This window comes from Halobacteriovorax sp. CON-3, assembly GCF_043196995.1.
Classification (GTDB): Bacteria; Bdellovibrionota; Bacteriovoracia; order Bacteriovoracales; family Bacteriovoracaceae; genus Halobacteriovorax_A.
Genome location: NZ_JBEBNA010000001.1, coordinates 1,781,448 through 1,807,141, shown reverse-complemented (window position 1 = coordinate 1,807,141; position 25,694 = coordinate 1,781,448). Strand labels below are relative to the sequence as shown.

24 protein-coding genes and 1 tRNA gene are annotated in these 25,694 nt (G+C 37.2%); 23 read left to right on the top strand and 2 right to left on the bottom strand.

Annotated features, from left to right (window positions below; all coding sequences use genetic code 11):
* Window positions 1-47 precede the first annotated feature (47 nt).
* The 19 genes from ABMA72_RS08490 (at window position 48) to ABMA72_RS08400 (ending at window position 22,411) form a co-directional block, all read left to right on the top strand.
* Window positions 48-1,148: a coproporphyrinogen-III oxidase family protein gene (locus tag ABMA72_RS08490; protein WP_393056816.1), complete on the top strand. Its 1,101-nt coding sequence runs from the start codon at window positions 48-50 to the stop codon at window positions 1,146-1,148.
* Window positions 1,149-1,255: 107 nt separating this feature from the next.
* Window positions 1,256-1,813 (top strand): nucleotide exchange factor GrpE, encoded by a 558-nt coding sequence (gene grpE, locus ABMA72_RS08485; protein ID WP_392857942.1) that lies wholly within the window; start codon window positions 1,256-1,258, stop codon window positions 1,811-1,813.
* 19 nt (window positions 1,814-1,832) lie between these two features.
* Window positions 1,833-3,749, top strand: a complete 1,917-nt coding sequence (gene dnaK / locus ABMA72_RS08480) for a molecular chaperone DnaK (protein WP_392857940.1) — start codon at window positions 1,833-1,835, stop codon at window positions 3,747-3,749.
* Window positions 3,750-3,812: 63 nt separating this feature from the next.
* Entirely contained in the window at window positions 3,813-4,955 is a 1,143-nt protein-coding gene (dnaJ, locus tag ABMA72_RS08475; protein ID WP_392857939.1) for a molecular chaperone DnaJ, read from the top strand.
* 126 nt (window positions 4,956-5,081) lie between these two features.
* On the top strand, window positions 5,082-7,085 hold the full coding sequence (locus tag ABMA72_RS08470) for an ABC transporter substrate-binding protein (protein WP_393056815.1): 2,004 nt from the start codon (window positions 5,082-5,084) through the stop codon (window positions 7,083-7,085).
* Between the two features lie 318 nt (window positions 7,086-7,403).
* The gene (locus ABMA72_RS08465; RefSeq protein WP_393056814.1) at window positions 7,404-8,450 is read left to right on the top strand and encodes an AMP nucleosidase; all 1,047 of its coding nucleotides are present in this window, start codon (window positions 7,404-7,406) and stop codon (window positions 8,448-8,450) included.
* Between the two features lie 21 nt (window positions 8,451-8,471).
* Window positions 8,472-9,512, top strand: a complete 1,041-nt coding sequence (locus tag ABMA72_RS08460) for a rod shape-determining protein (protein ID WP_392857934.1) — start codon at window positions 8,472-8,474, stop codon at window positions 9,510-9,512.
* A 19-nt stretch (window positions 9,513-9,531) separates the two neighbouring features.
* The gene (locus ABMA72_RS08455; RefSeq protein ID WP_392857932.1) at window positions 9,532-10,323 is read left to right on the top strand and encodes a hypothetical protein; all 792 of its coding nucleotides are present in this window, start codon (window positions 9,532-9,534) and stop codon (window positions 10,321-10,323) included.
* 3 nt (window positions 10,324-10,326) lie between these two features.
* On the top strand, window positions 10,327-11,082 hold the full coding sequence (locus tag ABMA72_RS08450) for a hypothetical protein (RefSeq protein ID WP_393056812.1): 756 nt from the start codon (window positions 10,327-10,329) through the stop codon (window positions 11,080-11,082).
* Complete coding sequence (locus ABMA72_RS08445; protein WP_392857928.1) at window positions 11,079-11,975, top strand: ABC transporter permease; 897 nt, start codon at window positions 11,079-11,081, stop codon at window positions 11,973-11,975. The genes ABMA72_RS08450 and ABMA72_RS08445 overlap by 4 nt, the downstream gene beginning before the upstream one ends.
* Window positions 11,975-12,802, top strand: a complete 828-nt coding sequence (locus tag ABMA72_RS08440; protein WP_392857925.1) for an ABC transporter permease — start codon at window positions 11,975-11,977, stop codon at window positions 12,800-12,802. Before ABMA72_RS08445 ends, ABMA72_RS08440 begins: the two co-directional genes overlap by 1 nt.
* Window positions 12,803-13,864, top strand: coding sequence for a beta-N-acetylhexosaminidase (gene nagZ / locus ABMA72_RS08435; protein ID WP_392857923.1), 1,062 nt, complete (start codon window positions 12,803-12,805; stop codon window positions 13,862-13,864). It begins immediately after the preceding gene.
* Between the two features lie 97 nt (window positions 13,865-13,961).
* Entirely contained in the window at window positions 13,962-15,146 is a 1,185-nt protein-coding gene (locus ABMA72_RS08430) for a type II secretion system F family protein (RefSeq protein ID WP_392857922.1), read from the top strand.
* The gene (locus ABMA72_RS08425; RefSeq protein ID WP_392857920.1) at window positions 15,146-15,484 is read left to right on the top strand and encodes a DUF192 domain-containing protein; all 339 of its coding nucleotides are present in this window, start codon (window positions 15,146-15,148) and stop codon (window positions 15,482-15,484) included. Before ABMA72_RS08430 ends, ABMA72_RS08425 begins: the two co-directional genes overlap by 1 nt.
* The gene (locus tag ABMA72_RS08420) at window positions 15,472-17,043 is read left to right on the top strand and encodes an FHA domain-containing protein (RefSeq protein WP_392857918.1); all 1,572 of its coding nucleotides are present in this window, start codon (window positions 15,472-15,474) and stop codon (window positions 17,041-17,043) included. Before ABMA72_RS08425 ends, ABMA72_RS08420 begins: the two co-directional genes overlap by 13 nt.
* A 6-nt stretch (window positions 17,044-17,049) precedes the next feature.
* Window positions 17,050-18,048 carry an FHA domain-containing protein gene (locus tag ABMA72_RS08415; RefSeq protein ID WP_392857916.1) on the top strand — a complete coding sequence of 333 codons (999 nt, stop codon included), beginning with the start codon at window positions 17,050-17,052 and terminating at the stop codon, window positions 18,046-18,048.
* Window positions 18,029-20,284: an FHA domain-containing protein gene (locus tag ABMA72_RS08410; protein WP_392857913.1), complete on the top strand. Its 2,256-nt coding sequence runs from the start codon at window positions 18,029-18,031 to the stop codon at window positions 20,282-20,284. The genes ABMA72_RS08415 and ABMA72_RS08410 overlap by 20 nt, the downstream gene beginning before the upstream one ends.
* Window positions 20,281-21,024, top strand: coding sequence for a PP2C family protein-serine/threonine phosphatase (locus ABMA72_RS08405; protein ID WP_392857910.1), 744 nt, complete (start codon window positions 20,281-20,283; stop codon window positions 21,022-21,024). Before ABMA72_RS08410 ends, ABMA72_RS08405 begins: the two co-directional genes overlap by 4 nt.
* 73 nt (window positions 21,025-21,097) lie before the next feature.
* Window positions 21,098-22,411: a response regulator gene (locus tag ABMA72_RS08400; RefSeq protein ID WP_393056810.1), complete on the top strand. Its 1,314-nt coding sequence runs from the start codon at window positions 21,098-21,100 to the stop codon at window positions 22,409-22,411.
* Here ABMA72_RS08400 and ABMA72_RS08395 read toward each other — a convergent pair whose 3' ends face one another.
* The gene (locus tag ABMA72_RS08395; RefSeq protein WP_392857906.1) at window positions 22,412-23,080 is read right to left on the bottom strand and encodes a biotin--[acetyl-CoA-carboxylase] ligase; all 669 of its coding nucleotides are present in this window, start codon (window positions 23,078-23,080) and stop codon (window positions 22,412-22,414) included.
* A gap of 44 nt (window positions 23,081-23,124) precedes the next feature.
* On the opposite strand from ABMA72_RS08395, the gene rph reads away from it, so the two are divergent.
* The 3 genes from rph (at window position 23,125) to ABMA72_RS08380 (ending at window position 24,554) form a co-directional block, all read left to right on the top strand.
* A complete protein-coding gene (gene rph / locus ABMA72_RS08390; protein WP_392857904.1) occupies window positions 23,125-23,832 on the top strand; it encodes a ribonuclease PH in 708 nt (235 codons plus the stop codon).
* On the top strand, window positions 23,832-24,407 hold the full coding sequence (rdgB, locus tag ABMA72_RS08385; protein ID WP_392857903.1) for an RdgB/HAM1 family non-canonical purine NTP pyrophosphatase: 576 nt from the start codon (window positions 23,832-23,834) through the stop codon (window positions 24,405-24,407). Before rph ends, rdgB begins: the two co-directional genes overlap by 1 nt.
* Before the next feature lie 70 nt (window positions 24,408-24,477).
* Window positions 24,478-24,554: transfer RNA gene (locus ABMA72_RS08380), tRNA-Pro, on the top strand.
* A 16-nt stretch (window positions 24,555-24,570) separates the two neighbouring features.
* On the opposite strand, the gene ABMA72_RS08375 is transcribed toward ABMA72_RS08380, so the two are convergent.
* Window positions 24,571-25,023 (bottom strand): Lrp/AsnC family transcriptional regulator, encoded by a 453-nt coding sequence (locus tag ABMA72_RS08375; RefSeq protein ID WP_392857901.1) that lies wholly within the window; start codon window positions 25,021-25,023, stop codon window positions 24,571-24,573.
* Between the two features lie 74 nt (window positions 25,024-25,097).
* Here ABMA72_RS08375 and ABMA72_RS08370 point away from each other — a divergent pair, with 74 nt between their 5' ends.
* Window positions 25,098-25,691: a LysE family translocator gene (locus ABMA72_RS08370; RefSeq protein ID WP_392857899.1), complete on the top strand. Its 594-nt coding sequence runs from the start codon at window positions 25,098-25,100 to the stop codon at window positions 25,689-25,691.
* Window positions 25,692-25,694: the final 3 nt, after the last annotated feature.

The following is a 25,694-nucleotide window of genomic DNA, read 5'->3' as shown; positions in this document are numbered from 1 at the left end:
TAATTTTAGGTATTTGTTAATTATAGTCTGGGTTACAAAAAAATAATATGGAAGAAATAAAGTCGTTATATATCCATTTCCCGTTCTGTCGTCACCTTTGTAATTATTGTGACTTTTTTAAGTCAATTAAAGAGAACGATGGGCAACTCGATGATTTCGAAAGACTCTTTGCAGATATGTCTACAAAGCATAAGTCGATTCTAGATAGTCATGGCGCTACTCTTAAAGAGTTAGAGTCTCTCTATATTGGTGGAGGAACACCGAGTTTATGGGGAAGTCGTGGAGCCTACTTCTTAAGAGATTGGTTGTCTGACAATAAGATTTCTTTGAAAGAGGATTGTGAATTTACTCTTGAGGTAAATCCTGGGGCATGGACGGAAGAGACTTTGAGTAGTTGGCGAAGTATTGGAGCGAATCGCTATTCTTTAGGGGTCCAATCTCTAAACCCGAACTTCTTAAAAATTATCGATCGGGTCCACAATATTGATGATGTTCATGAAACATTAAAATATTTTAATAAAGGAAATTATAATTTCTCTGTAGACTTTATGATTGGCCTGCCATTTTCTAAAAAGTACAACCGCGATATTATTGCTGAGCTAACTGAAATTCTTACATATAACCCAAGTCATATAAGTCTTTATATTCTGACTGTACCAAAACATTATAAGCACTACGATGAATTGCCTGACGAAGAGTGGATAAGTGATGAATATATTAAAGTCTCTAACTTCCTCGCTATCAATGGTTTCAAGCACTACGAAGTTTCAAATTTTGCTAAAGCGGATAAAGCATCAATTCATAATTTAAATTACTGGAAGATGGAATCTGTTGCAGCGATTGGCCCTTCTGCTACTGGTTATATCAAAAATAATCGCTATCGCTATAAGTGGAAAACTAAAGGGGCCGATGTAGTCGAAGAAAATCTTAATGAAGACGAGTTTCAGATTGAGCGACTTTATATGAATTTACGCTCGAGTGTTGGTTTTCCTGTTAAAGATTCTTACTGGGGTGACCTTAGTGAGCTCGTTCAGTCACTTAAATCTCGTGGATTGGCCATGGCCGGACGCGATCATTTTTATTTGACGTCCCGCGGCTTTCTTATCCTCGACTCAATTATTGATGAAATATTTAAAATTTCTAAGTGATTTCAGTTAGTTGTAAAGTATATCGAAAAAAAATCATTGCACAACGTTGACACTGGGCCAAAGAATACCATCTTTAGGATAGAGATAAATTTAAAGAGGTAGTTGAAATGTCTGAAACTCAAGTTAATGAAGAAAATGAAAAAGAACTAGGGCCTGAAACTAATGAAGAAACTCAGGAAACTTCTCAAGTAGAAGATACAGAAACTGAAAATGAAGTTTCAGAAGAAATGAAAGAGTTAATGGAATTTAAAGACAAGTTCTATTATGTAGCAGCTGAGATGGAAAATCTTAAAAGACGCCATGAAAAGCAACTACAGGATCAGATTAAGTTTGGTACTGAAAAAGTGATGATGGGTCTTTTAGATGTTGTTGATAACTTAGAAAGAACTCTTCAGGCGATTGAAAGTGATGAAGATGATAAGGTTAAAAATATTTACACTGGTGTAGATATGGTTAAAAACCAGTTTCTTGAAACACTTAAGTCGAATGGTTTAGAAAAAATTGAAACAGAAGGTAAGATTTTTGATCCACATTTTCACGAAGCAATGGCACAAATGCCAGCAGAAGGAAAAGAAGATCAAGAGATCGTACAAACATATCAAAACGGTTACTCACTAAACGGTAGAGTGATTAGAGCAGCAAAAGTAGTAGTAGCAAAAAACTAATTATATAAAGGAGATTATAATGGGAAAAATTATTGGAATCGACTTAGGTACAACTAATTCATGTGTTTCTGTTCTTGAGAATGGAAAATACAAAATCGTAGCAAACGCAGAGGGACACAATACAACTCCATCTGTTATTGGTTTCGCAAACAATGGTGAAACTCTTGTAGGTCAAGTTGCAAAAAGACAAGCTGTAACGAACCCTTCAAAAACTCTTTATGGGATTAAGAGACTTATTGGTCGTAAATTTAATACACCAGAAGCAAAGTCATTTGCTGACGTTGCTCCATTTGAAATTTTTGCAAATGACAATGGTGATGCATGGGTAAAAGTTGATGGGAAAGCAATGTCTCCTCAAGAAATCTCTGCAAAAGTTCTTCAAAAGCTTAAGAAAGCGGCAGAAGATTACTTAGGTGAAACAGTTACTGAAGCTGTAATTACAGTTCCAGCATATTTTAATGACTCTCAAAGACAAGCAACTAAAGATGCAGGTAAGATTGCAGGTCTTGAAGTAAAAAGAATTATCAACGAGCCAACTGCTGCGGCACTTGCTTATGGACTAGAGTCTAAGCAAGATAAAAACATTGCAGTATTTGACCTTGGTGGTGGTACTTTTGATATCTCAATTCTTGAGATCACTTCAGACGGTGTATTCGAAGTAAAAGCAACTAATGGTGATACATTCCTTGGTGGTGAGAACTTTGATGAAAAAATCATTAACTTCCTTGCTGAAGAGTTCCTAAAGTCTGACGGAATCGATTTAAGAAAAGACCAAATGGCACTTCAAAGACTAAAAGAAGCTGCTGAAAAAGCTAAGCATGAGCTATCGAATGTTAACTCGACAGATGTTAACCTTCCATTCATCACTGCAGATGCTTCAGGTCCAAAACACTTAAACGTAAACCTTTCAAGAGCTAAGTTTGAATCTCTAATCGGTGATCATTTAACTGCTCTTGCTAAGCCATGTCTAACTTGTCTTGAAGACTCTGGTCTTGAGAAGAGCGAAATCGATGAGGTAATTCTTGTTGGTGGTTCAACTCGTATCCCAGCTGTTCAAGAGAGAGTTAAAGAAATCTTTGGTAAAGAAGCTTCTAAAGGTGTTAACCCTGATGAAGTTGTAGCTGCAGGTGCTGCAATCCAAGGTGGTGTACTAGCTGGTGACGTAAAAGACGTTCTACTACTAGACGTAACTCCACTAACTCTAGGGATCGAAACTCTAGGTGGTGTTATGACTCCACTAATTGAGAAGAACACGACTATTCCATCGAAGAAGTCACAAACTTTCTCAACTGCTGTTGATAACCAACCAGCTGTTACAATTCACGTATGCCAAGGTGAGCGTGAGTTTGCTAAAGATAATAAGTCACTAGGACGTTTCGACCTAAGTGGTATTGCACCGGCTCCAAGAGGTGTTCCACAGATCGAAGTTACTTTTGATATTGATGCTAACGGTATCGTACACGTTTCTGCTGTAGACAAAGCAACTGGTAAATCTCAAGAGATTAAGATTACTGCTGGTTCAGGTCTTTCAGATGAAGAAATCGAAAGAATGGTACAAGAAGCAGAAGCTAACAAAGAAGCAGATAAGAAGGCACGTGAGATTGTTGATACTAGAAACAATCTAGATGCACTTATCCTAAGCTGTGAAAAAATGATCAAAGACAGTGCTGATAAAATCTCTGAAGACGATAAGTCTAAGTTAGAAGCAGCAATCAATGAAGCTAAAGGTAAGCTTCAGTCTGAGAATCTTGATGAGTTAAAAGCAGCTCAAGAAGCTCTAACGAACGCTTCACATGCAATCGCTCAGCAAATGTACCAACAACCAGGTGCTGAAGCTGGTGCTCAGCAAGCTGGTCCAGAAGCAGATGCAGGTGCAAATGCAGGATCAAATAAGCAAGACGACGATGTTGTTGATGCTGACTTTAAAGAAGTTTAATTAGAAATATAGAATTGAAGGGAGCCCTGTGCTCCCTTTGTTCGTTAATAGAGAATTAAAAATATGAGTGATAAAAGAGATTATTACGATATTCTAGGTGTCGCAAAAGGCGCTGATAAAGCTGAGATTAAGAAGGCCTATCGCAAGATGGCCATGAAGTATCACCCTGACCGTAACCCTGATAACAAAGAAGCTGAAGCTAAATTTAAAGAAGCTTCTGAAGCAGCAGAGGTTTTACTAGATGATGGAAAACGTCAGCGCTATGACCAATTTGGACACGCTGGTGTAAATGGCCAAGCTGGTGGCTTCGGTGGCGGTGGCTTCCAAGGTGGATTTGGTGATTTCGGTGATCTAGGTGATATCTTTGGAGATATCTTTGGTGACATGATGGGCGGTGGTGGCCGTGGCCGTCGTGGAAGACGTCGCACAGGCGTTCCTGGTAATGACCTTCAAATGACTGTTAGTGTTTCATTTGAAGAAGCAGCATTTGGCGCTAAAAAGAAAGTTTCAATCAACAAAGAAACAACTTGTGAAACTTGTTCGGGGTCTGGTGCTAAAGCAGGCTCAGAACCAACAACATGTGATATGTGTCACGGAGCTGGTGAGGTTCGTCGCCAACAAGGTTTCTTCACTGTTGCTTCAACTTGTCCTAAGTGTCAGGGTTCAGGAACAATGATCAAAGATCCTTGTGGAACTTGCCATGGCCAAGGCCGTAAGAAGAAAAAAGTTGAACTTGAAGTAACAATTCCTGCAGGTATTGATCATGGGCAGCGTCTAAAACTTTCTGGTGAAGGTGATGCAGGTGCTCAAGGTGGACCAAACGGAGATCTTTATATTGTTGTGGATGTTAAAGAGCACGAAATCTTTAAGCGTGAAGGTTTCAATGTTCTCTATACTGTACCAATTAGCTTCTCACAAGCGGCCCTTGGTGCAGAGGTAGAAGTCCCAACTCTAGATGGTAAGGTTGTTGTTGATCTTCCTCCTGGTACTCAGTCTGGAAAGAAAATGAGACTTAAGGGGAAGGGGATCCAAAAGCTTGGTGGATATGGAACAGGTGATGCAATTCTAACTGTTCATGTTGAGACACCGACTAAGCTATCTAAGGAGCACAAGGAATTACTTGAGCAACTTGCTAAGCTAGAAGGAAAGCAGTGTCATCCAATGAGCACTGGTTTCATCGATAAAGTTAAAGAATTATTTAGTTAATTCAATATATGCACGGGAGACTGAGTGAATTAGTCTCCCATGTTTATAAAATCCTAATATTTCTCCTGTTTTCATCTATCTATATTTCAAATAAAATAGACCATACAAAATTAAAAAAGGTCGACTATGTTTAAGTATATTTCTCTAATTTTAATCACACTTCTTGTGAGTTGCGGTGGTATCCAAATGATCAACCGAGACACTTCACATCTTTATACTAAAAAGTTTTTAAAAGATTTTGATGTAGCTAAGAAGAGTTTCGTTGATGGAAATAAGGAATTAGCACTAGGTCAACTTAATGCAATTCAGGATGCTAAGTTAAGACCAGCTGAACTTGCTACTAAGACAAATTTAATTGGTGTTATCAATTACTCAAACCAAAACTATGAACAAGCAATCTTTCAATTTAACCTAGCTTTAAATAGTTCAGGTGAAGATGGTCAACTTAATGCTCAGATTAAACTTAATCTTGCGAGCAGTTATTATAAGCTTGGTGATCTAGAGAATACTTTCAAAACACTTGATGGAACGGACTCAAGATGGCTTCTAAACCGAGACTTAGAAAATTTTCATAAATTACGCTACCGTGTTTCAAAAGAACTTGATTTTCAAGCGGTTGCGCTGGATTCACTACTTTGGTTAAACTCTGGTGCCAATACTGTTGATGAATTAAAAGAGAAGAAGTTCTATGGGCAACTTGTTACTCAGTACTTCATTGTTGATCAAGCGGAACGTGTACGATTAGTGCAAGATTTTAAAGAGGGGAAGGACTTTGTTTGTGCCTATCTTTCGTACTTAGAAATTGAGCAGTTAATTAATCAAGGAAATAAAGGTAAGGCACAAGAAGTAGGGGATTGGGTTAAGTCTCAATATAGTATGTATCCTGAGGTCATTGCCCTAGTTACGGCTCGTTTTGAAAATTTGAAGAAGTATAGCAAAATTAATCTTCGATCAATTGGAGTTGTTCTTCCACTTACGGGTGACAAGAGTAAGTTTGGAAAGAGAGCGCTTGCTGGTATTGATCACGCTGTCCGCAAATATAATGAACAGAATTCAACGAAGCCAAACTTTCAACCAATCCAGATTAAAATCTTTGATAGTATGGGAAGTGCGATTGTCGGAAAAGAGAAAGTTCGTGAAATGATTGAAAGAGAGAACTCTTCAATTATTATCGGTGGACTCTTGAAAGATGAAGCAAAGGCGCAATATGAAGCCGCTAGAAAGTATGGAGCATTCTTTATTTCGCTATCTCAAATTTATACAAGCAAAGATGATAAAGGACACTTGCTAATTGAAGTACCAGGTTCAGTTGAGTCTCAAGTATCATTATTATTCTCTGAGAAATATCTTTCAAAATTTGGAAATAAGGTATCAATTATTTATCCAAATACAGATACTGGTTATTCATATGTTGATTCAGCATGGAAGATGGCCGAGAAGGCCGGTGCTGAAATTGTTAGTATTCAATCATTTGATACTAATCAGACAGACCACAGATCAACTGTTGCTAAGATCCTAGGTCTATACTTTACACGCGAAAGACAAGAAGAATTTGAACTTCTAAAGTCTGTTCATAAACTAGAAGGTAATACATCAATTAGACGTGTCCAGACACTTGGCCCAATTGTGGACTTTGATTGGGTTCTACTGCCTGCAGCTCCAAATGATGCCCTTCAACTAATTCCATCTTTTAACTACTACGATGCATTTAATGTAAATTTAGTAGGAGGTCCAAACTGGAGATCAAGAAGAATCTCAAGGGAGACTTCTAAGCTAGGTAAGCTATTCTTTGTGGATTCTGAAGTGCCTCAGGGAGACTCTGGCTTCGTTTCTAGTTATCAATCGCGCTATGGACAACGTCCTGGTGTTGTTGAAATCCTAGGCTTTGAGGGGATGGCACTTGCTGCTAATGTACTATCGTTAGGTGACTTTACAAGCCGTGATGAACTTGAAAGAACGCTGGTTAATGCGAAGAAGGTTGCTGGAATAACAGGTTCTTGGAGGCTTGAAGATGACGTGTGGATGAAGGACATGAGTCTCATGAGCCTATACCGTGGTCGTTTAAATAAAGTGAATTTGGCTATTGAAAAATCGGTTGAAAAATCAATTGAAGAGGAAGTAAGTAACTGACGCTAATGCGCCAGTTATATTACTTCTTAGCAGCGTTGATTCTGCGTAAAATTCTTGCTTTTTTCTTAAGTTGAGCTTTTTTCTTGCTCATTTTAGCAATAGTTTTCTTTCTACCTGCACCCATAATCTTTCCTTTTGCGTAGTGTTAGAAAATAGTCTGGTTATACTAAAAAAAAATATCGATTTTGACAAGGGCCAAGTCATTTTTATAGGAATGCGCGGTGCTAAACTTGTTATTAATGGTTGTCAATAAAATGACCTAAATGGTACATTTTACATATATAAGCAAACGGATTGCTAATCAAAAGGTATAACGGAATGTGCGCTGCAAAGAAAAAAGTAGCAGCTAAGAAAAAAGCTGCGAGCAAAACGACGAAAAAAACGACTAAAAAAGTTGCTAAAAAGAAAGCTACAAAGAAAAAAACTGTAAAGAAAACTTCTTCACGTAAAGCAAGTTCTCCTACACAAGCTAGCTTATCAACTGCATTTGTTGATGAACTTTCTCTTAATACAAAGGCGAAGTCTCCAGAACTAGGTGCTAACCTAGAAATGAAGAAGGCTGCTCTTAGAGCACGTCGTATTCACTGGAACGAAGATAAGCGCAAGATCGCAATTGATATGCTTGAGCGCTACACAGGTCACGACTTTAGAGACTTCCAACAACAAATTATCTTAACAAATTTTCACTACTACGTTGAAAGATTCAATGCTCTTCTTGATGACCATGTTTATACACAAGGTTCAGCTTTTAAGGCTTCAAGTTCTAAGAAAGCAAAAGTAACGATTATTGAATTTGGTGTAGGTGCTGCAATGGCCGCTCTTATTGGAGAGCTTATTTCAGTTATCCACCCGAAGGCCGTTCTATTCTTAGGTCTTGCAGGTGCTGTTCACCCTTCTCTGAAAGTTGGTGACTTCGTACTTCCTATCGCTTCGATTAGAGCTGAAGGTGTTACTGAGCACTTTCTTCCTAGGGAAGTTCCTGCCCTTCCAACATTTAAAGTACAAAAATTCGTTTCTCAAATATTATTAGAACATGGGCACGATTACCGTACTGGAACGATCCACTCTACAGATTATCGATTCTGGGAGTTTGATGATCGTTTTAAAGAACGCTTAATTGAGCAAAGAGTTTTAGCTGTTGAAATGGAAACGGCCGCTCTATTTGTTTCGTGTTTTGTAAGTAAGGTAAATATTGGAGCATTACTATTAATCTCTGATTGTCCAATGACTAAGGATGGTATTAAAACGAAGAAGTCTGCTAAGTCGGTCTTCAAGAAATATACAGATATTCACATCGAGCTAGGAATTGAGGCAATGGCAGACATTGCTGACCGTGGTGAGAATATCAGACACTATCATTGGTAAAATTTTATAAAGGAATATGAAATGTTAAAGCAATTTTTTAATTTCTTCTCAAACGATCTTGCGATCGATTTAGGTACGGCAAATATTCTTGTTTACGCTAAAGATAGAGGGATCATTGTTAATGAACCTTCTGTTGTTGCTGTTCACCAAGGGTATAAAGGAACTGGATCAAAAGTTCTTGCTGTTGGTTCTGAAGCAAAGCAAATGCTTGGTCGTACACCTGGATCTATTCAAGCTATTCGTCCTATGAGAGATGGAGTAATCGCTGACTTTGAAGTGACAGGTGCGATGCTTAAGTACTTCATCCAAAAATCACTATCAGGTTCGAAGCTTGTTAAGCCAAGAATCATTATTTGTATTCCTTTTGGAATTACTCAGGTTGAAAAACGTGCAGTTAAAGAATCTGCTGAGCAAGCAGGTGCGCGTGAAGTATATTTAATTGAAGAGCCAATGGCCGCAGCAATCGGTGCTGGACTTCCAATTACTGAGCCTTCTGGAAATATGATCGTTGATATTGGTGGTGGAACGACTGAAGTTGCAGTCATTTCACTTGGTGGTATCGTTTACTCTCAATCTGAAAGAGTGGCCGGTGATAAATTTGATGAAGCAATTGCTTCATACATTAAGAAAAAATACTCATTATTAATTGGTGAAAGAACTGCAGAGCAAATCAAAATGTCGATTGGTAATGCATATCCATTTGATGATGAAGTAAGAACATATGAAGTTAAGGGACGTGACCTTGTAGCAGGTGCACCTAAGATTATCGAAGTTACTTCTGACGAAATCAGAGATGCTCTTTCTGATCCAATTGCAGAAGTTGTCGAAGCAATTAAAACTTCATTAGAAAAGACACCTCCTGAGCTAGCTGCCGATATCGTTGATAACGGAATTATTCTAGCTGGTGGTGGTTCACTTCTAGCGAACCTAGATGTTTTAATTAAAGAAAGAACTGGTCTTCCTGTAGCTCTTGCTGAAGATCCACTTACTTGTGTTGTTCGTGGATGTGGTAAGGCACTAGAGTCAATCGATCTTTTAAAACAAGTAGCGACTCTATCATAAGTCGAAGATAGGTTTACAATTGAATTCTAAAAATCTTTTTATCGAATTAGAGCTCTCTGATATAAAATTAAAAATCAGGGAGCTCATTGCCACTAAGAGTAAATTAAAAATTTGGACTAACTCACAGCAAGTTGCTTCTGTTGAGATTTATGCAATTGAAGAAGATACTCTAATTATTGATGATAATCACTCTCTTGATGGTGTTGTGATGGCGAACTTTAGTCTTCGCTATATGAGCTACTTTTTTAAGGGTATCGTTGATGGTGGTAAATTAAAAATCGATGGTAAAGTATATCGAAGTGAAAGAAGAGCAGATATGAGATTCAATGTTTCGTATATGACATCTTCATATCTCTACTTTGATGCCGTTGAAGAAGATCTGCCTTCTGCAGATAACGTTCTTCACTTCAATAAATCAAAAAATAAAGAAGATTCATTCATTAAAGATTTCTCTACATCGATGAGTGACTTTCCTGAATTAAGAGGTGCTAAGTTAATTGATATTTCAAGTAATGGTGCTTCCTTTGTTATGTCTCTTCAAGATTTCAAAAACTTTTCAAATAAGAAGTTCTCAATGGGGACTTTAGTTTTAGAAAAGAATTCGTATGATATCTCTAATATCCAAAAAGTTTACGATATCGATTATGTAAACTTTAGACTCGATAATATTCCAATGAAGAAAATTGGTATTAAGTTTGAGAGTAATGGCGAGCTAGAGTCATATCTACAAGAGCTTGATGATAAATCAATAATTTTAACTTCACTTGATGAGGAATTTAATAAGTATATTAATCAAAAAATAGAGGAGTAGTTTATGTTGCGACCTCTTGGTGTGCTTTTTCTATTCTTAATTGCTTCATGTAGTGTGCTAAACGAGGATTTAAACGATCAGCTAACGGCATCAACTAATCAATATAAGCAATTAGAAGTAAGTGGCGAGTATCTTGTTGATACAATGTCTGGTTTTAATAAAAATCATGAATATGTTAGAAAGACACAAATCATCTCTCCAGTTAATAGAAGCAAGGTCCATGAAAAGACTATTGTCATATCTAAAAGAAAGAAGATCTCTAATGATCTTTTCTTCTTAGTACCAATTAAGTACGAATCAACATTTTACTTAAATAATGATGTCTACACTGTAAGTGGACAGGTTGACTTAAAAAGAAGAAAGATTCTCTATAATCTAAATTCGCCTGAGTATAAATGGTTGGGACAACGTGAGTACGCTGTACCTCAAGGAGTAAAAGCAATTTGTTTTTATTCATCGATTATTGAATGTGCAAAGGTATCAGGATTTATTAAGAAGGCCATAGAGAAAAAAAATGGTGACATGAATTTTCATATTCTTTGGGAGAGTTTTCCATATTTCCAAGAACAATACTTAAATATTCCTAAAGAAATCCTTTCTGAAGCAAGATTGAGTTTTGATGAATTTGATAAAAAAGGAAATTATCGCTTTCTTTTAGCTGCTGGCGGCCAGGAGCAAGTGTATATATTAAATAAAAACTTAGATGTTGTTGGTCACTACTGGGCATCCCAGGGCCTATCAAAAGAGTTGGTTAAATGAAGCTATTCTTAAAATCTTTTTTTACATTGTTTTTTGCAATCACAACGATATTTTTTGCCTTGAGATTAACTCCTGGCGATCCTGTCGAAAGATTACTTGGGCCTGAGGCCAAGGTAGAAGAGATTCAAAAGTATCGTGCTGAGCTTGGACTTGATAAAGGACTGGTTGAGCAATATGTAGACTTTGCAAAAGGAATCATCACTCTTGATCTAGGAAAGTCATTTTTTAAAAAAGAATCTGTCGTTACTCTTATTAAACAAAACTTACCACCAACGCTTGTGTTGGCCTTAATTTCAATTTTAATATCAACACCAATTGGAATTGGTATCGGTGTTATTTCTGCAATTAAGAAGTCGCAATTACCAGATACTGCCATACGTGTAATTACATTGACTCTGTTGTCATTTCCAATTTTCTCTTTGGCACCGCTGCTTGTTTTAGTTTTCTCAATTAAGCTTGGAATTTTTCCTGTTTCTCAGTGGGAATCTTTCATGCATATGGTAATTCCGGTGACGACATTAGTTCTTCCTTTATCATCTGTAATCGTAAGAGTAATGAGAAATAAGTATCTTGAAGAAGAATCACAGCTATGGGTTTTAGTGTTAAATGCAAAAGGACTTTCAAACTCGGCCATTGTTTATCGCTTGGTAAAGATTTGTATGCCGACGATTTTAAATGTCGTCGCAATTCAACTCTCTGTTGTCCTGGCCGGTACTGTTATTACTGAAACTATTTTTGATATTCCAGGACTAGGCTCTCTTTTATTTGAGGCCATTAACAATCGTGACTACCCGCTCGTTCAAGGGATAATCGCTTATTCAACAGTTATTTATATGCTTGTTTATGTATTAGTTGATTACTTAAATGAAAAAATTGATCCAAGGATAGGTTAGTGAGAAAGAAGAAAATAAATAATGAAATGATCTTCGGTGGCGTCATCCTTTCAATTTATATTGTATGGGCCTTGCTTTGGTTATTTATGAATGGTTTTAATTACACACCTTCAAGTATTATCTCTCATGAATTGTTTGCCCCTTTCTCACAAGATTATTTTTTAGGTACAGACATCAATGGAAGGAGCTTATTTAAGGTTCTTAGCGTTGGGCTTATTTATACAGTCGGGATTTCTCTTTTAATTAGTAGTAGTGCATGTGTCATTGGGATCGTTATAGGTTATCTATCTGCAATAAAAATTAAGTTTGTTTCTGAAGTAATGGATATGTTTACTAACTTAATCTTTATTTTTCCTAGTATTTTGCTCGCCATTTTAGTTATGTCCTTTTCAGGACAATCTTTTACGGGATTAGTACTATGTCTTATTTTTACATCATGGCCTGGCTACGCTCGTATTGCTCGAGGAGAGACAATGCGTGTCCTAAATTTAGGATATGTTGAAAGTGCAAGAGCAATTGGTGTAAGTGAATTTCGTTTATTCTATAAGTCAATTTTACCAAGTATTGTGCCAGTTATTTCCATTCACTTTGTTCTTGGAATAAGTGGAGTTATAATTAGTGAAGCTAGTTTAGGATTCCTTGGATTGGGAGCAAGTGAATACTCATGGGGAGCAATCCTTGCAATGGCAAAACTAGTGCTTTTAGAAGCACCTCATGTTGTAATCGTGACAAGCTTACTCATGACAGGTTTAATTATCTCTTTAAATCTCTTTGGTGATGGCCTTAGAGATTACTTAGACCCAAAACTTAAAGGTAAAGGCAAATAAATGAATAATATATTAGGTCAATTATTTATTACTGGTATCAGTGGTACGCAATTAACGACAGAAGAAGAAAACTTTATTCAAAAAGAAAATATTGGTGGAGTTATTCTTTTTAAACAAAACTATGAATCTCCTGCTCAACTAGCAGAGTTGATTAATAATATTCAATCGCTTCGTGATAACTATCCACTTTTCATCGCAACAGATCATGAGGGTGGACGAGTACAAAGATTTCGTGAAGGCTTTACTGTAATTCCTCCGATGTTAGACGTTGCTAAAACTGATTCACCAAAGCTATGCTTTGAAATTTCGCAATTGATGTCTAATGAGCTTTTAAGTTGTGGAGTGAATATAAACCTAGGGCCTGTTTGTGATATTTTCACAAACCCAAAAAATACAGTTATCGGTGATCGTGCATTCGGAGATAATGCTGATGATGTAACGAAATTTGTTTCTGCGATTATTCGTGGCCAACAAACTAGTGGGATTATGTCATGTGCGAAACACTTTCCTGGACATGGAGACACGTTAGAAGATTCACACTTTAAACTTCCAGTCGTTAATAAGTCTCTTGAAGAACTTAGGGAAAATGAATTTATTCCGTTTGTAAAAGCTGTTAAAGCAAGGGTTGATTTTGTTATGATGGCCCATTTGAAAGTGGATGCAATTGATCCAGATAATATTTGTACATTCTCTAAAAAGGCCTATGAATTAATTCGTGAGGAGTTGCGCTTTAAGAAAGTAATTATTTCTGATGATATGGAAATGAAGGCCATCTCTGACGAAATTACAATTGGGGAAGCAGCACTGAAAGCTCTTAGTGCCGGTGCCGATGTTATTGAATATCGTTCATTTGATGCTTGTCGAGAAGCATATAATTATGTGAAGCAGGCCCTTGAGGCCGGAGATATTGATAAAGTGGATATCTCACAAAAATATGAACGAGTTTTAGAGCTTAAGAAAAAATACCTATCAAATTACTCGCCTACTTATATTCCTGACGTCGCAGGTAAGGTGGGAACCAAAGAGAACTTATCTATTGTTGAGCAGGTTAATCAAGGTTAGCACATAGGGCCAATATTGCCTCTAACTGCTTGAAATCAATTATTTTTGATATTCTTATGTTATGACTAAAGGTCTCATAACTTCTTTATTGTTTTACATGTTTACGTTGCTCGTGGCATTCGATGCAAATGCGCAGAGCTATGCCAATTATTCAAAACGTGACCATGCAAACTTACTTGATGAATCTTGTAAAAAAGGAAACCAATCAAGTTGTTTTGAGCAAGGTCTTCTTTACCAAACGTTTACTGATAAGAGCTTTAAACAAGATGGTATAAACTACGCTGCCGAAGGGAAGAAGTTAATTACTAGTGCCTGTGATAATGGTGAGCAGAATGCTTGTGATTATAGAAAGGGTGCTGAGTTATTTGAGAGTTCACAGCTTCTAATGTGGGCCGGAATTATTCTTATAGGGATTGCCGTCTACATTGTGACGCAAATGATGTTTCAAGATAACGAATCATTTCAAGCGGCACAAAAACTAGAAGAAGGTGGCTCTAAGAAAGCCGATAACGTTAAGAAGCATGGTTTTGTTCTCCAATATTCTAGACCTTTCTTTAAACGCTATATCTCACCAATTGTTTCTTCGATGAAGAGCAAGAAGAAGATTAAAGAGAAGTATAAAAGAAAGTTAGCAAGTGCTGGACTAACAGAGGACATGACACCTGAAGACTTCTTTGCCTTTAAGTTATTTCTCATCATTGGTTTTCCAATTATGTTCTTAGCAGTAAGAGAATTTACTGAAGCTGATTGGAAGCTTTCGTTAATTCCTGTCATGGCCCTGGTTGGATTCTTATATCCTGATATTTGGATTAAAGGGAAAATTGAACAACGACAAAAAGATATTATTAATGGGATGCCATTCTCTGTTGATATGTTGGCCCTTTCTGTTGAAGCTGGACTGGATTTTATTGCTGCCATGACTAAAGTTGTGGATAAGGCGAAGCCAGGTCCGTTAACTCAAGAGTTCGAAATTCTTCTTAAAGAAATTAAAATCGGTGCAAGTCGTGCTGAGGCATTAAGAAATATGGCCTGGCGAGTGGACTTAATTCAAATATCTTCATTTTGTGCGACTTTAATTGCTGCTGACTCTGTTGGTGCTTCGATTGGACCAATTCTAAAAGCATTATCGATTGAGATCAGACAAAAGAAATCAGCTCAAATTGAAAAAGAAGGTGCCACTGCTGCCACGAAGATTTTATTTCCGATGATGGCCTTTATTGTTCCATCTGTTCTATTGATGATTTTTGCTCCTCTTGTTGTTGAGCTTGTAGGCGGGAAATAATGAAAATAACTTGTAATGGAATTGATATCTGTAAACAAGCGATTGTCGCAGACTCTTTTTATAAAAAGTTAAAAGGACTAATGTTTTCGGAAAGCATGGACGGATTTGATGGCATGATTTTCTATGGAACAAATGCAATTCATACATGCTTTATGAATTATAAAATCGATGTTGTGTTCTTTAATAGCAAGAACGAAATAAAGAAAATATACCGTGGATTAAAACCATGGAGACATACGCAAATTGTTTTCAGTGCTAGTCGTGTACTAGAGTTGGCCGAAGGACAGTTGCCTCAAGAGATTAAGGAAGGGGATACTCTAGAGTTATGTATAAATTAGTTGTTGTAGCTGGTAAGCTACGTGGACAAGAGTATATATTAGAGGAAGGGGAAAATACCCTAGGACGCTCAGAAGAATGTAGTGTTCACTTTCCTGTAAATGGTGTTTCAAAAAAACACTTATCAGTGACAGTTACTCAAGATGTTGCCTTTGTTAAAGATCTTGGCAGTTCAAATGGAACTTTTGTTAATGGTAAAGCTGTTAAGAGGGCCACTGTTAAAAATGGTGATAAAATAGCGCTTCCAGATTCAATTCTTCAAGTGGTCTTCGTTAAAGAGAAAAAGAAGATTATTAAGAAAAGGATCGAGGCCGTAGAAGAAGATGATGAACCAACATATATCACTGGTGGTGAAATGCCAGAGAATATCTTTGGTAAGATCATCTGGCTTTTCAAATATCGTTTAATGCCACTTGTTCATGGGATAAATGAAGAATATGAGTGGCGTGTGTTAACTGGTATTTTACTGGCAATCTTCGTTGTCGTTACCGTAACACTTACAATTTTCCCAGTTATGAAGACCTCTCAAAGTTTACTTCTTTTAGAAGTTGCTAAGCGTGGAGCTCACTATGCTGATGAAATTAAAAGACAAAATAGAGGCGCACTGGCGAGGAAAGATCTTGATCGTGTCGATACGAAGTTTATGGAACAAGGAAACAACGGCGTTGTTTCTTATGACCTATTTGATATCGATGGTCGAATTGTAAGGCCTCTCACAAAACTAAATATGTATATTGATGATCCTTTTTCTGTCCAAGTAAGAGAGTGGGCGGAAAGGACCATGAAAAATTCTGATGATCGTCCAATGGTAAGTCGTTTATCAAATGGTGAAATTGGGATTGGACAAAAGATTAAAGCAACTAATGTTAAAACAGGACAGCTTGATGTTGTCGGTGTAATTGCAATTAGGTTTAAGCCTTCATCAATTGCTGATGAAGCCTCGAAGAGTAGAGTGGCCTATCTCGAAGCACTTATTACTTCATTCATTGCTTCTATCGTCTTCTTTGCCATTGTCTATTATATGACGATTAGACACCTTGATGAAATGAAATTTCAAATTGAAGAGGCCCTAAGAGGAAATCGAAAGAATGTTGATAGTGAATACCTTTGGTCTGAAATTGATCCTTTAAGGTCATCGATAAACTCCATGATTCAACGAATTAGAGAGTTACAAAAGACTGATGATGAAATGAGCTTTGATGAAATGGAAAGTGATGAATCTTACGTTTCCAGCTTATACGAGTTCATGCAAGGGGCCCAAGGGGCAGTCCTTGTTTTAGATTCACAAAAGAATCTATCTCATATCAATACGCTTGCAGAGGATATCACGGCAATCAGAGGGAGTTCTTCTGAGGGAATGAGCCTCTTAGATGTGGCACGTGAAAAAGGATTTGCAGCTACTATTATTGAATTATGTGATGCCTCTGCAGATAACGGAGGAACGTCTCAGAAGGGTGAATATGAACTCTCTGGGCATTTTTATAATATTTTTGTTACGAGTTTAATAGGGCGAGATAATTTTGCTAAAGCGTTCTATGTTACACTAATTAAAGAGGACTAAATATAAATGGTTGCCGCAATTAGAATGACAAAGAATTTATCTTCCCCAGAGTCTTCTGGGCAATACCATCGTATTATTTGTATGACTGGTAAGAATAAAGGTATTTGTTATTACTTAAATGGTAATCGAATCGTTCTTGGTCGCTTAAGCTCAAACGATATTCAAATTCTTGATACTCAAGCTTCTCGTGAGCATATTGAATTAACACGTGTAAATAATGAATACACGCTAACAGATCTTAAGTCACAAAATGGTGTGATGGTGAATGACCTGAAGGTTACTCAACACAAGCTTAAGTCTGGAGATAAAATTATCGTTGGCTCGACTGTTTTCAAATATTCTTTTATCGAAGTGAAAGAAGAGAAGGCCCTCGTTGAATATGAAGACCCTGAAGAGGATGAAGAAGACGAGGAAGAAGAAGAGGAAGTAAAGAAGAAAGCAAAGCCTAAGAAAAAGAAAGGCCCTGCTACTCCTGAAGAGAAACGAAAGAAGTTGATCTATATAGCAGTTGCTGTCATGGGATTACTCTTTTTTATGGACGGGGACGAAACTAAGACCAAGAAGGCCAGTGTAAAAAAAGAAGGTAGTACAATTATCGATTCTTCAAATAGTAATACCGGTCGTAAGTATGTAGAGGACTTCGAAACACGAGAGAAAGTAGAAGCCTATATTCACCGTGGTAGACGTGAGGCGCGAGAAGGTAATTACTTTAGAGCTATGCAAGAGTTTAACTTAGCATTAACGCTCGATCCAAATGATGGGAATGCTGCCTATCACTTAAATATTGCAAAACAACGACTTGATGAAAAAATTAAAGATATGTTTGATCAAGCTACTAAGAATAAAGATTCTTTGAAGTATAATAGAGCGTTGGGAACGTACTGTGCGATCTATAAGCTTTTAATTGAATATAAGACAGATGAACGCTTTATCGAAGCTAAGAAAAACGTTGAAGATATGGCCGATAAATTAGGGATGAAAAAGAGTGATAATTACTGTTTCTAAACATGGAACGATTCTTAATCGTATTGAGATTAATGATCAAGTGATCATGGGGCAGAGCTCTAGTTTCCTAATTGGTCGATCTGATGAGGCCCACGTTCATTTAGATGATCCTCAGATTTCACGAAGACTCGCTAGTCTAAATTTTAACGGTGTAAGTTGGACACTCAACAAATTATCAACTTACGATACTGTCTTAGTTAATAATGCTCCCATGTTTCTTGAAGAGATTCCTGTCTCAAGCGGCTACTATCTTGTTTGTAATGACTATAAGGTTTTATTTGAAAGCCTTGAAGTCGAAGAGCAGGTCGCTCAAGATAGTCTTGAACCAGAATTACCGGAAGATAATTTTGAAAGTGTGGAACCAGAAGATTCACTAGTAGAGGAAGAGACTGCTATTATTGATGGCCCTGTCGAGAACTCATCTGATTTTGAAGAAGAGACTCAGGCCTTTGATGCTCCGGCGCAAGACTCTAGTGATGAAGCACAAGATGAATTCGGTGCATCTGAAAATATAGAAACCCAAGAAGGTGGCCTGGATGAATTCGGTCAGCAAGAAGATGCTTTTTCTGAAGGTTTCGATGAAAATTACGACGAAAACTATGATGAGAATTACGATGGTGGCTATGACGACAACTATGGTGATGAATCATACGATATTGATACATTAGATGATGATGTAGGCGATAAGACACAAGTCTTCTCGGGCTTTGCTAATTTTGTTCTTGAGCTCTTTGGTGAAGATGTTCCTTATGATCATTTTAACCTTGAGTTGCCGGAGACTTATATTGGACGTGATCCAAGTAAGTGTCAGATTGTTTTATCCGACCCTGAGGTATCTTCTGTTCATGCTGTCCTCAGAAAAAATAAGATCACATGTGTTTTAGAAGATTTACAATCTGCCAATGGGACTATTCTTAACGGTAAGAGAATTAATCAAAAAGAAATCACAAATGGTGATGAGTTCATTATAGGTTCGACAACTTTTACAGTTAAAATTGCAAGTGACTTTATAAAAAGTCAGCAAGATATGCTGATGCCTGTTGAAGATAACCAAGTTATTGAAGTCGAAGAAGTGGTTGAAGTATCAGAAGATGATGAAGATTTCGATGATCTCGAAATATCTGATATTCCAACGGCCAGTGAAGAAAAATCTATCATAAAGAGAATTCTTAATGACCCAGAAAAACGCAAGAAAGTATTAATTTATACTGTCGTATTACTTGGCGTCTATATGTTCTTATTTCCAGATAGTGGAGAGAAGCCAAAAGCAACAGCTAAAGATAAACAGGCAAAAGAGCAAAAGAAGAAACAGGTTGTAACTTCTGTCGATAAGAAGCTAACCAAAGAACAGCAGGAAAAAGCAGAGGCCCTCTATCAGTTAGCAACTCGTTATGCCAATGAGGGAAATGTTGCAGAAGCAATCACTGAGTTTGAAAGATTATTCTTGATAACTAAAGATTATAAACAGGCTCAAACGTTTTATCAGCTTGCCAAGGATAAGTATGCAGAGCTTGAAAAGGCTGAGCTTGAAAGACGTGCTGAAGAAAAGAGAAAGCTCATTCAAGCTAAGGTAAAGAATCTACTCGATAAAGCAACAGAGGCAGTTAAAGAGCGTAATGTCACTTTATCACGTGGGTTATTTCAACAAATTAAGGAACTTGATCCAAATAATTATGATGTTGCTAATCTTGAATTAGAGTTAGATTCTTATATCAAAGAAAAGAATCGAAAAGAACTTGAAGAAGCTCAAAAGAAAGCAGAAAGACAGCGCATGGTTGATGCACTCAAACCAGGAGAAACACTCTTTCTTCAAGAAGAGTGGTTTAAGGCCATTGGCGCTTTAGAGTTATTCATAAGTGAAAAGTCGATGGATGAAGACCTCATGAAGAAAGCAGTGGATATGCTTAAGAAGTCTCGTCATAATCTAAAGAATATTACTGGGCCATTACTCGGTAAGGCCCGTTCACTAAAAGAGGCCGAAGATCTTAAGGCTTCTTATGAAGTTTTTAAAGAAGTCTTGCGCTATAATCCTAATGAACTGGATGCCCAAAGTGAACTAGATGATATTAATGATACATTAACGAGAAGGGCGAGAAAGGTGTATCGACAGGGTCTAATTTCAGAGTCTCTTGGCTCTTTTGAAGATGCTCGTGAGAAGTTTCAAGAGGTGCAACAAATTTCACCAATTGATAACGAATACTACCTTAAGGCCAGTGAAAGGCTGAAAAATCTATGAGAGAAATTCAAAGCTTCTTTGCAAGAACACATCAGGGCCCTTATTTAAATCTGAATGAGGACAATACTTTCATTAATCTTAAACAAAAGATTTTTGGAGTTTTTGATGGCTTTGGCGGTTCGGGTATATCAGACCGAAACTTAGAAAGTGCCAAGAGGTCAATTGACTCATACTTTTCAAAATTATCAGGTGATCCGAATGCGACCATGCCGTATTTCTATTCACCGCAGTATGTGTTAGAGACTAATGCCTTAGTGAACGCAATGTTTATTGCACATAAGAATCTTCTCGATATCAATAAGACTAAGCCTCTCAATGATAAGGGGGGAGTTTCAGCTGCATTAACAATGTTGTCTGAAAATATTCTATCAATCGTTTCATGTGGTAATTGTTTAGTTCTCATGTATCGTGATGGAGACCTGTCGCTTGTTAATACTCCAGATTGTGTTACACAAATTTCAATCTCAGATAATTCACATCAAAAGAGTACCTTCCCACTAGTTGCATTGGGTTTATATGAGGATATCGCTCCAAAGATTTGGGAGCTAAATGTCGAACCAAATGATCGTATTATAGTCTTGAGCGATGGTGTCTACGGGAGCCTGAGTCTTCACGATATTAAGAGAATCATTCAAGAGTCTTCTCAAGATGAAGTTATTCAGATTGATAATCTTTTTGATGGGGCCAATCGTCGAGGTAATCTAGATAATCAGTCAGCTATTATCTATTCAATCATCTAGAAACATACCGTAATCATTAAAACTGTCTCTTGCTTAGCTGGATTTTTTGCGTAACAATATATTGAGGTTTTATATGAGTAAAAAGGTATTAGTTGCTGACGACAGTCAGACAATCCAAAAAGTAATAAATATTACATTCGCAAATCAAGATTTTGAAATTGTTTCAGCTCTTGATGAGTCAGAATTATTTTCAAAAAGTGATGATTTCGATCTTATCCTTCTCGACTTTGGTCTCTCTGATGATGGCTATAAATTAGGAGAAGAGACTCGTAAGAAATTTCCAACAACGCCTGTGTTAGCAATGCTAGGTACATTTGATATCGTTGACGAGAACAAATTACGCTCTAGTGGTTATTCAGATAAAGTTGTTAAGCCATTTGAGACGGAGAAATTTATTTCTCTTTGTAATGAGCTAATAGAAAGTGGTGTCTCTGAATCGGAAACATCAAATGAAACTTTTGAAGATGACCAAGAAGAAATTCAAGATAGTTTTGAGAGCAATGACCTAGAAGAAGATAATTTTTCTGGCTGGGACGTTGATAGCTCAATTGCTCAATCTGAAGAAGATAAAACACAAGAGTTTGATCTTACTGCTAATAATACATTTGATGGTGACTCTGAAGACTTAGATAATAACTTACAGTCTGAATTAGATGGCTGGGGCTTTGATCCAACAAATCTAAAGGGAAGTGATGTAACGAAAGAATTTGATACACTTCCACCTGTCATTGAGGGGCTTCCAGAAGCCAAGCAAGAAGAAGCATCTTCTTCTGTGTTGGACGTAAGTAATTATTTTGGAAACTTAGACGATGAATTGGGAGATGATTTTGATCTTCCAGGAGTAGATGAAGAGGAGTCTGAAGAGGTTTCTTTTGACGCACCTGAAGTCTCAAATGATATCGAAGACGATATCGAAGACGAGATCGAAGGTGAAATCGAAGAAGAAGCTGAAGAAGATAACTTCTTTGAAGCTTCGACTAATGACGACGACCAAGACTTTGAAGAAATTTCTGATGAGAACCTATGGGATGCAGATGAAGAGTCTACTGAGATATTTTCATCACCAGAAGAAGATGAGCATGAAATTAATCTTTCATCAGTCACACAAATGAATGATGACTTCTCGTTTGGTACTTCGACGACTGCATCAATCAATACTTCAACTTCAGCAGCTCCAGCGACAGCATCACCGGCCGTAGATGTTGAAGAGCTAAAAGCTGAACTTAGAAATGAAGTTGCTCCAATTATTGAAAAATATGCTCGTGAATATTGTGAGCAAAATATTGAAAAAATTATTTGGGAAATCGTTCCTGATCTTGCTGAAAATCTTATTAAGAAAGAGCTTAAAAATATTAGTAAGCAAGTTTTAACTTCAATTTCAGAATAGTTATTTAATAATGAGAGAGCCTGTATAGGCTTTCTCTATTTTTCCCTGCACTTCAATCAATGCTTCTCCAAAACTCCCAATACCTTTAAAAATACCCTCTATTACTGAGTCTTCGTCAATAATCTTAACTTCTTTGTTGAGGTGGTAACATCTTTCATTCCATTGATTGATAATCTCTTCTTCCGTAAGTCGGTTATTTAAAAAGTAATGATAGATTTCAAGTGGTAACTCTTTAAAATCGATATCACTTAACTCTTTTTCGGGTTTTAACACTCCATATGTTTCATGAGGAAGTCCTCCATAGTTAATTCCAATACCGACTATATAGTTGTCATCATCTTTATTAACTAAGATCCCCATAATTTTTTGACTCTCTTCATTGAAGATATCATTTGGCCATTTGAGAAGTAGCTTGTGCTCATTAAAATAGTTACTAAGCATTACAGCAACCTCAAGCGCCAATAGAGTTGGCTTCTCCTGTGCTTCTAATTTACAAGAGAAACAAAGACTATGTTGAAGATCTTCCCATTTATTATGTCGACGACCTCTTGCGGAAGTTTGTCGTTTAGCACTGACAAGTAATTGGTCATAATGGTGTGCTTCTTCAATGGCAATTGTTTGGGTCGATGGAATTTCTTCAAAATGTAGGTGTTTCATAGATTTTCTCATTATGTTATTATCGAACAATACTAATAAATTCAGAGGTATTCAATATGTCACTTATCGAACGTTCTACTCCAAGAGAAGTTAAATTTTCTATTAATATCAATCCATATGCAGCAGGCTCTGTTCTAGCTGAATTTGGTAATACTAAGGTTCATATCACAGCTTCAATTGAAGAAAGTGTTCCAAGATGGATGAAAGGAAGTGGGAAAGGATGGGTAACGGCCGAATACTCAATGCTACCAAGTTCAACTCATACAAGATCAAGAAGAGAACGTTCTAAAATTGGTGGCCGTACACAAGAAATTCAACGCTTAATTGGACGTAGCTTAAGAGCAATCGTTGATCTTGAAAAATTAGGTGAGCGTATGATCACTCTTGATTGTGATGTTATGGTTGCTGACGGTGGAACGAGAACAACTTCAATCTCTGGAAGTTTTATCGCTTTAGAGCTTGCTGTTCAAAGCTTAATTGCAAGTGGTGAGCTTACTGAAAGTCCAATTATAGAGCCTCTGGCGGCAATAAGCTGTGGAATTAATGATGAAGGAAAAATCATTGCTGATTTAAACTACGAAGAAGATTCAAGCTGTCATACAGATATGAATATTGTAATGACTGAGTCTGGAAAGTTTATTGAAGTTCAAGGAACGGCAGAAGGACAAGCTTTCTCAAGAGACCAAATGGATGCACTAATGGATTGTGCGGCCGAGTCTTTAAAAGTTGTTTTTGAAAAACAAAAAGAAGCGTTAGGACAATAATGAAAGAATTTATCTTAGCAACTGGAAACGCCCATAAGGCGCAAGAGTTTGCTGTTTTATTCAAAGAAACCAATCTTACAATTAATGCAGCAGCTGCAAAATTAGATGTTGTGGAAGATGGAAATACTTTTCAAGAGAATGCTCTTAAAAAAGCACAAGCTTACTACGATGAGTTTAAAATTCCTGTCGTCGCAGATGATTCAGGGATCACTGTTGAAGCGCTTCCTCAGGAACTAGGAATCTATTCTGCACGTTTTGGCGGGGAAGGCCTAGCTGATCGTCAAAGGGCCGAGTTGCTATTGGAGAAGCTAAAAGGTGAACAAAACCGAAATGCTTACTTTACTTGTGTCCTGTGTTTTTATTTATCCCCAGAGGAAATATATTTTTTTGAGGGGCGCATGGAAGGCGAGATTTCAGATAGTTACATTGGCGAAGGTGGCTTTGGTTATGACCCTGTGTTTTGCCCAAAAGCCTTTCCTGATCAGACTGTAGCGCAATTAGAAGAGTGGAAGAATGAAAATTCTCACAGGGCCAAGGCCGTCTCAGCTGCTATAAAGTTTTTTCAAGAACTTTAAAAAGGTTTAATTTCTGGGTTGCCAAAAAGGTTAAGATCACTTATAAATAGCCTACCCAAAATTTCAATGTCGGAGTATAGCGCAGTTTGGTAGCGCACTTGCTTTGGGAGCAAGGGGTCGCAGGTTCAAATCCTGCTACTCCGACCATTTTTAAAATCCCTTTCTATTTTCTTTTATCTTTCGGTGACTCAAGAACAACGTATGTTGATATTGAATTTACTTGTGGAAGTGTTCCAAGAACTTCTGTGTGAAAGGTCTTATAAGAAACAAGGTCAGTTGTCTCAATTCTTAAAATATATTCAAAGCTTCCTGTAACGTTGTGGCATTCGATGACTTCTGGTGACTCAGCAATGGCCATCTCAAAATCTTTTTGTGACTTCTTTGTGTGAACGGAGAGGCCAACAGTTATATAGGCCGTAAAACTTGTCCCAAGTTTGGCGCGGTTAATTCTTGCGCGATAACCCGTGATGACCTTTGACTTCTCAAGTTCTTGAACTCGTCTAAGGCAGGCCGAAGGTGAAAGGCCTACAATTTCAGCTAAATCAGAATTACTGATTCTTCCGTCATTTTCTAATTCTTGCAATATTCTTTCGTCAATCGTGTCTATTTTCTTCATATATTGCAAATTATCGCTTAATTGTATGGTTCTTTGCAATAAATTTATTCTGAAAATAGAGTAAACTGTGCTCCATGAGCACGACAAATCTATATCCTCTATTAGCCTTTGCCTTTGTTTCCGCTATTACACCGGGACCAAATAATATTCTCTTAATGTCTTCTGGGGCCAATCACGGTTTTAGAAAAACCATCCCTCATATGCTTGGGGTTTATTTTGGTTTTATCTTTATGATCGCTGTCATCGGTTTTGGAGTCGCTGATATTTTTGAAACCTACCCAGGAATTCAAAAAATTATGCAAATGGCATGCGGGACTTACTTAGCATTATTAGCTTTTAAAATTGCATTTAGTTCATTTGCTAAAGAAGAGGCCCAAATTAAAAAACCCATGTCTTTTATTGAAGCGGCAATGTTTCAATGGATTAATCCAAAGGCGTGGACGATGGCACTTTCAGCAGTGGCCATTTATACAAATGGCAATACATTAGGTGTTGTTGCCGTCATTCTTGCTTATAGCCTTGTTGATATTCCTGCGATCTCTGTTTGGGTATTTGCTGGATTAAGGCTTAAGTCGTTTCTTGAAAAAGGATATCGTTTGGCCATCTTTAATATTATCTTGGCCTTACTTTTATTTGGTTCTCTTTTTCCAGTCTTAGTTTTGAAATAAGGT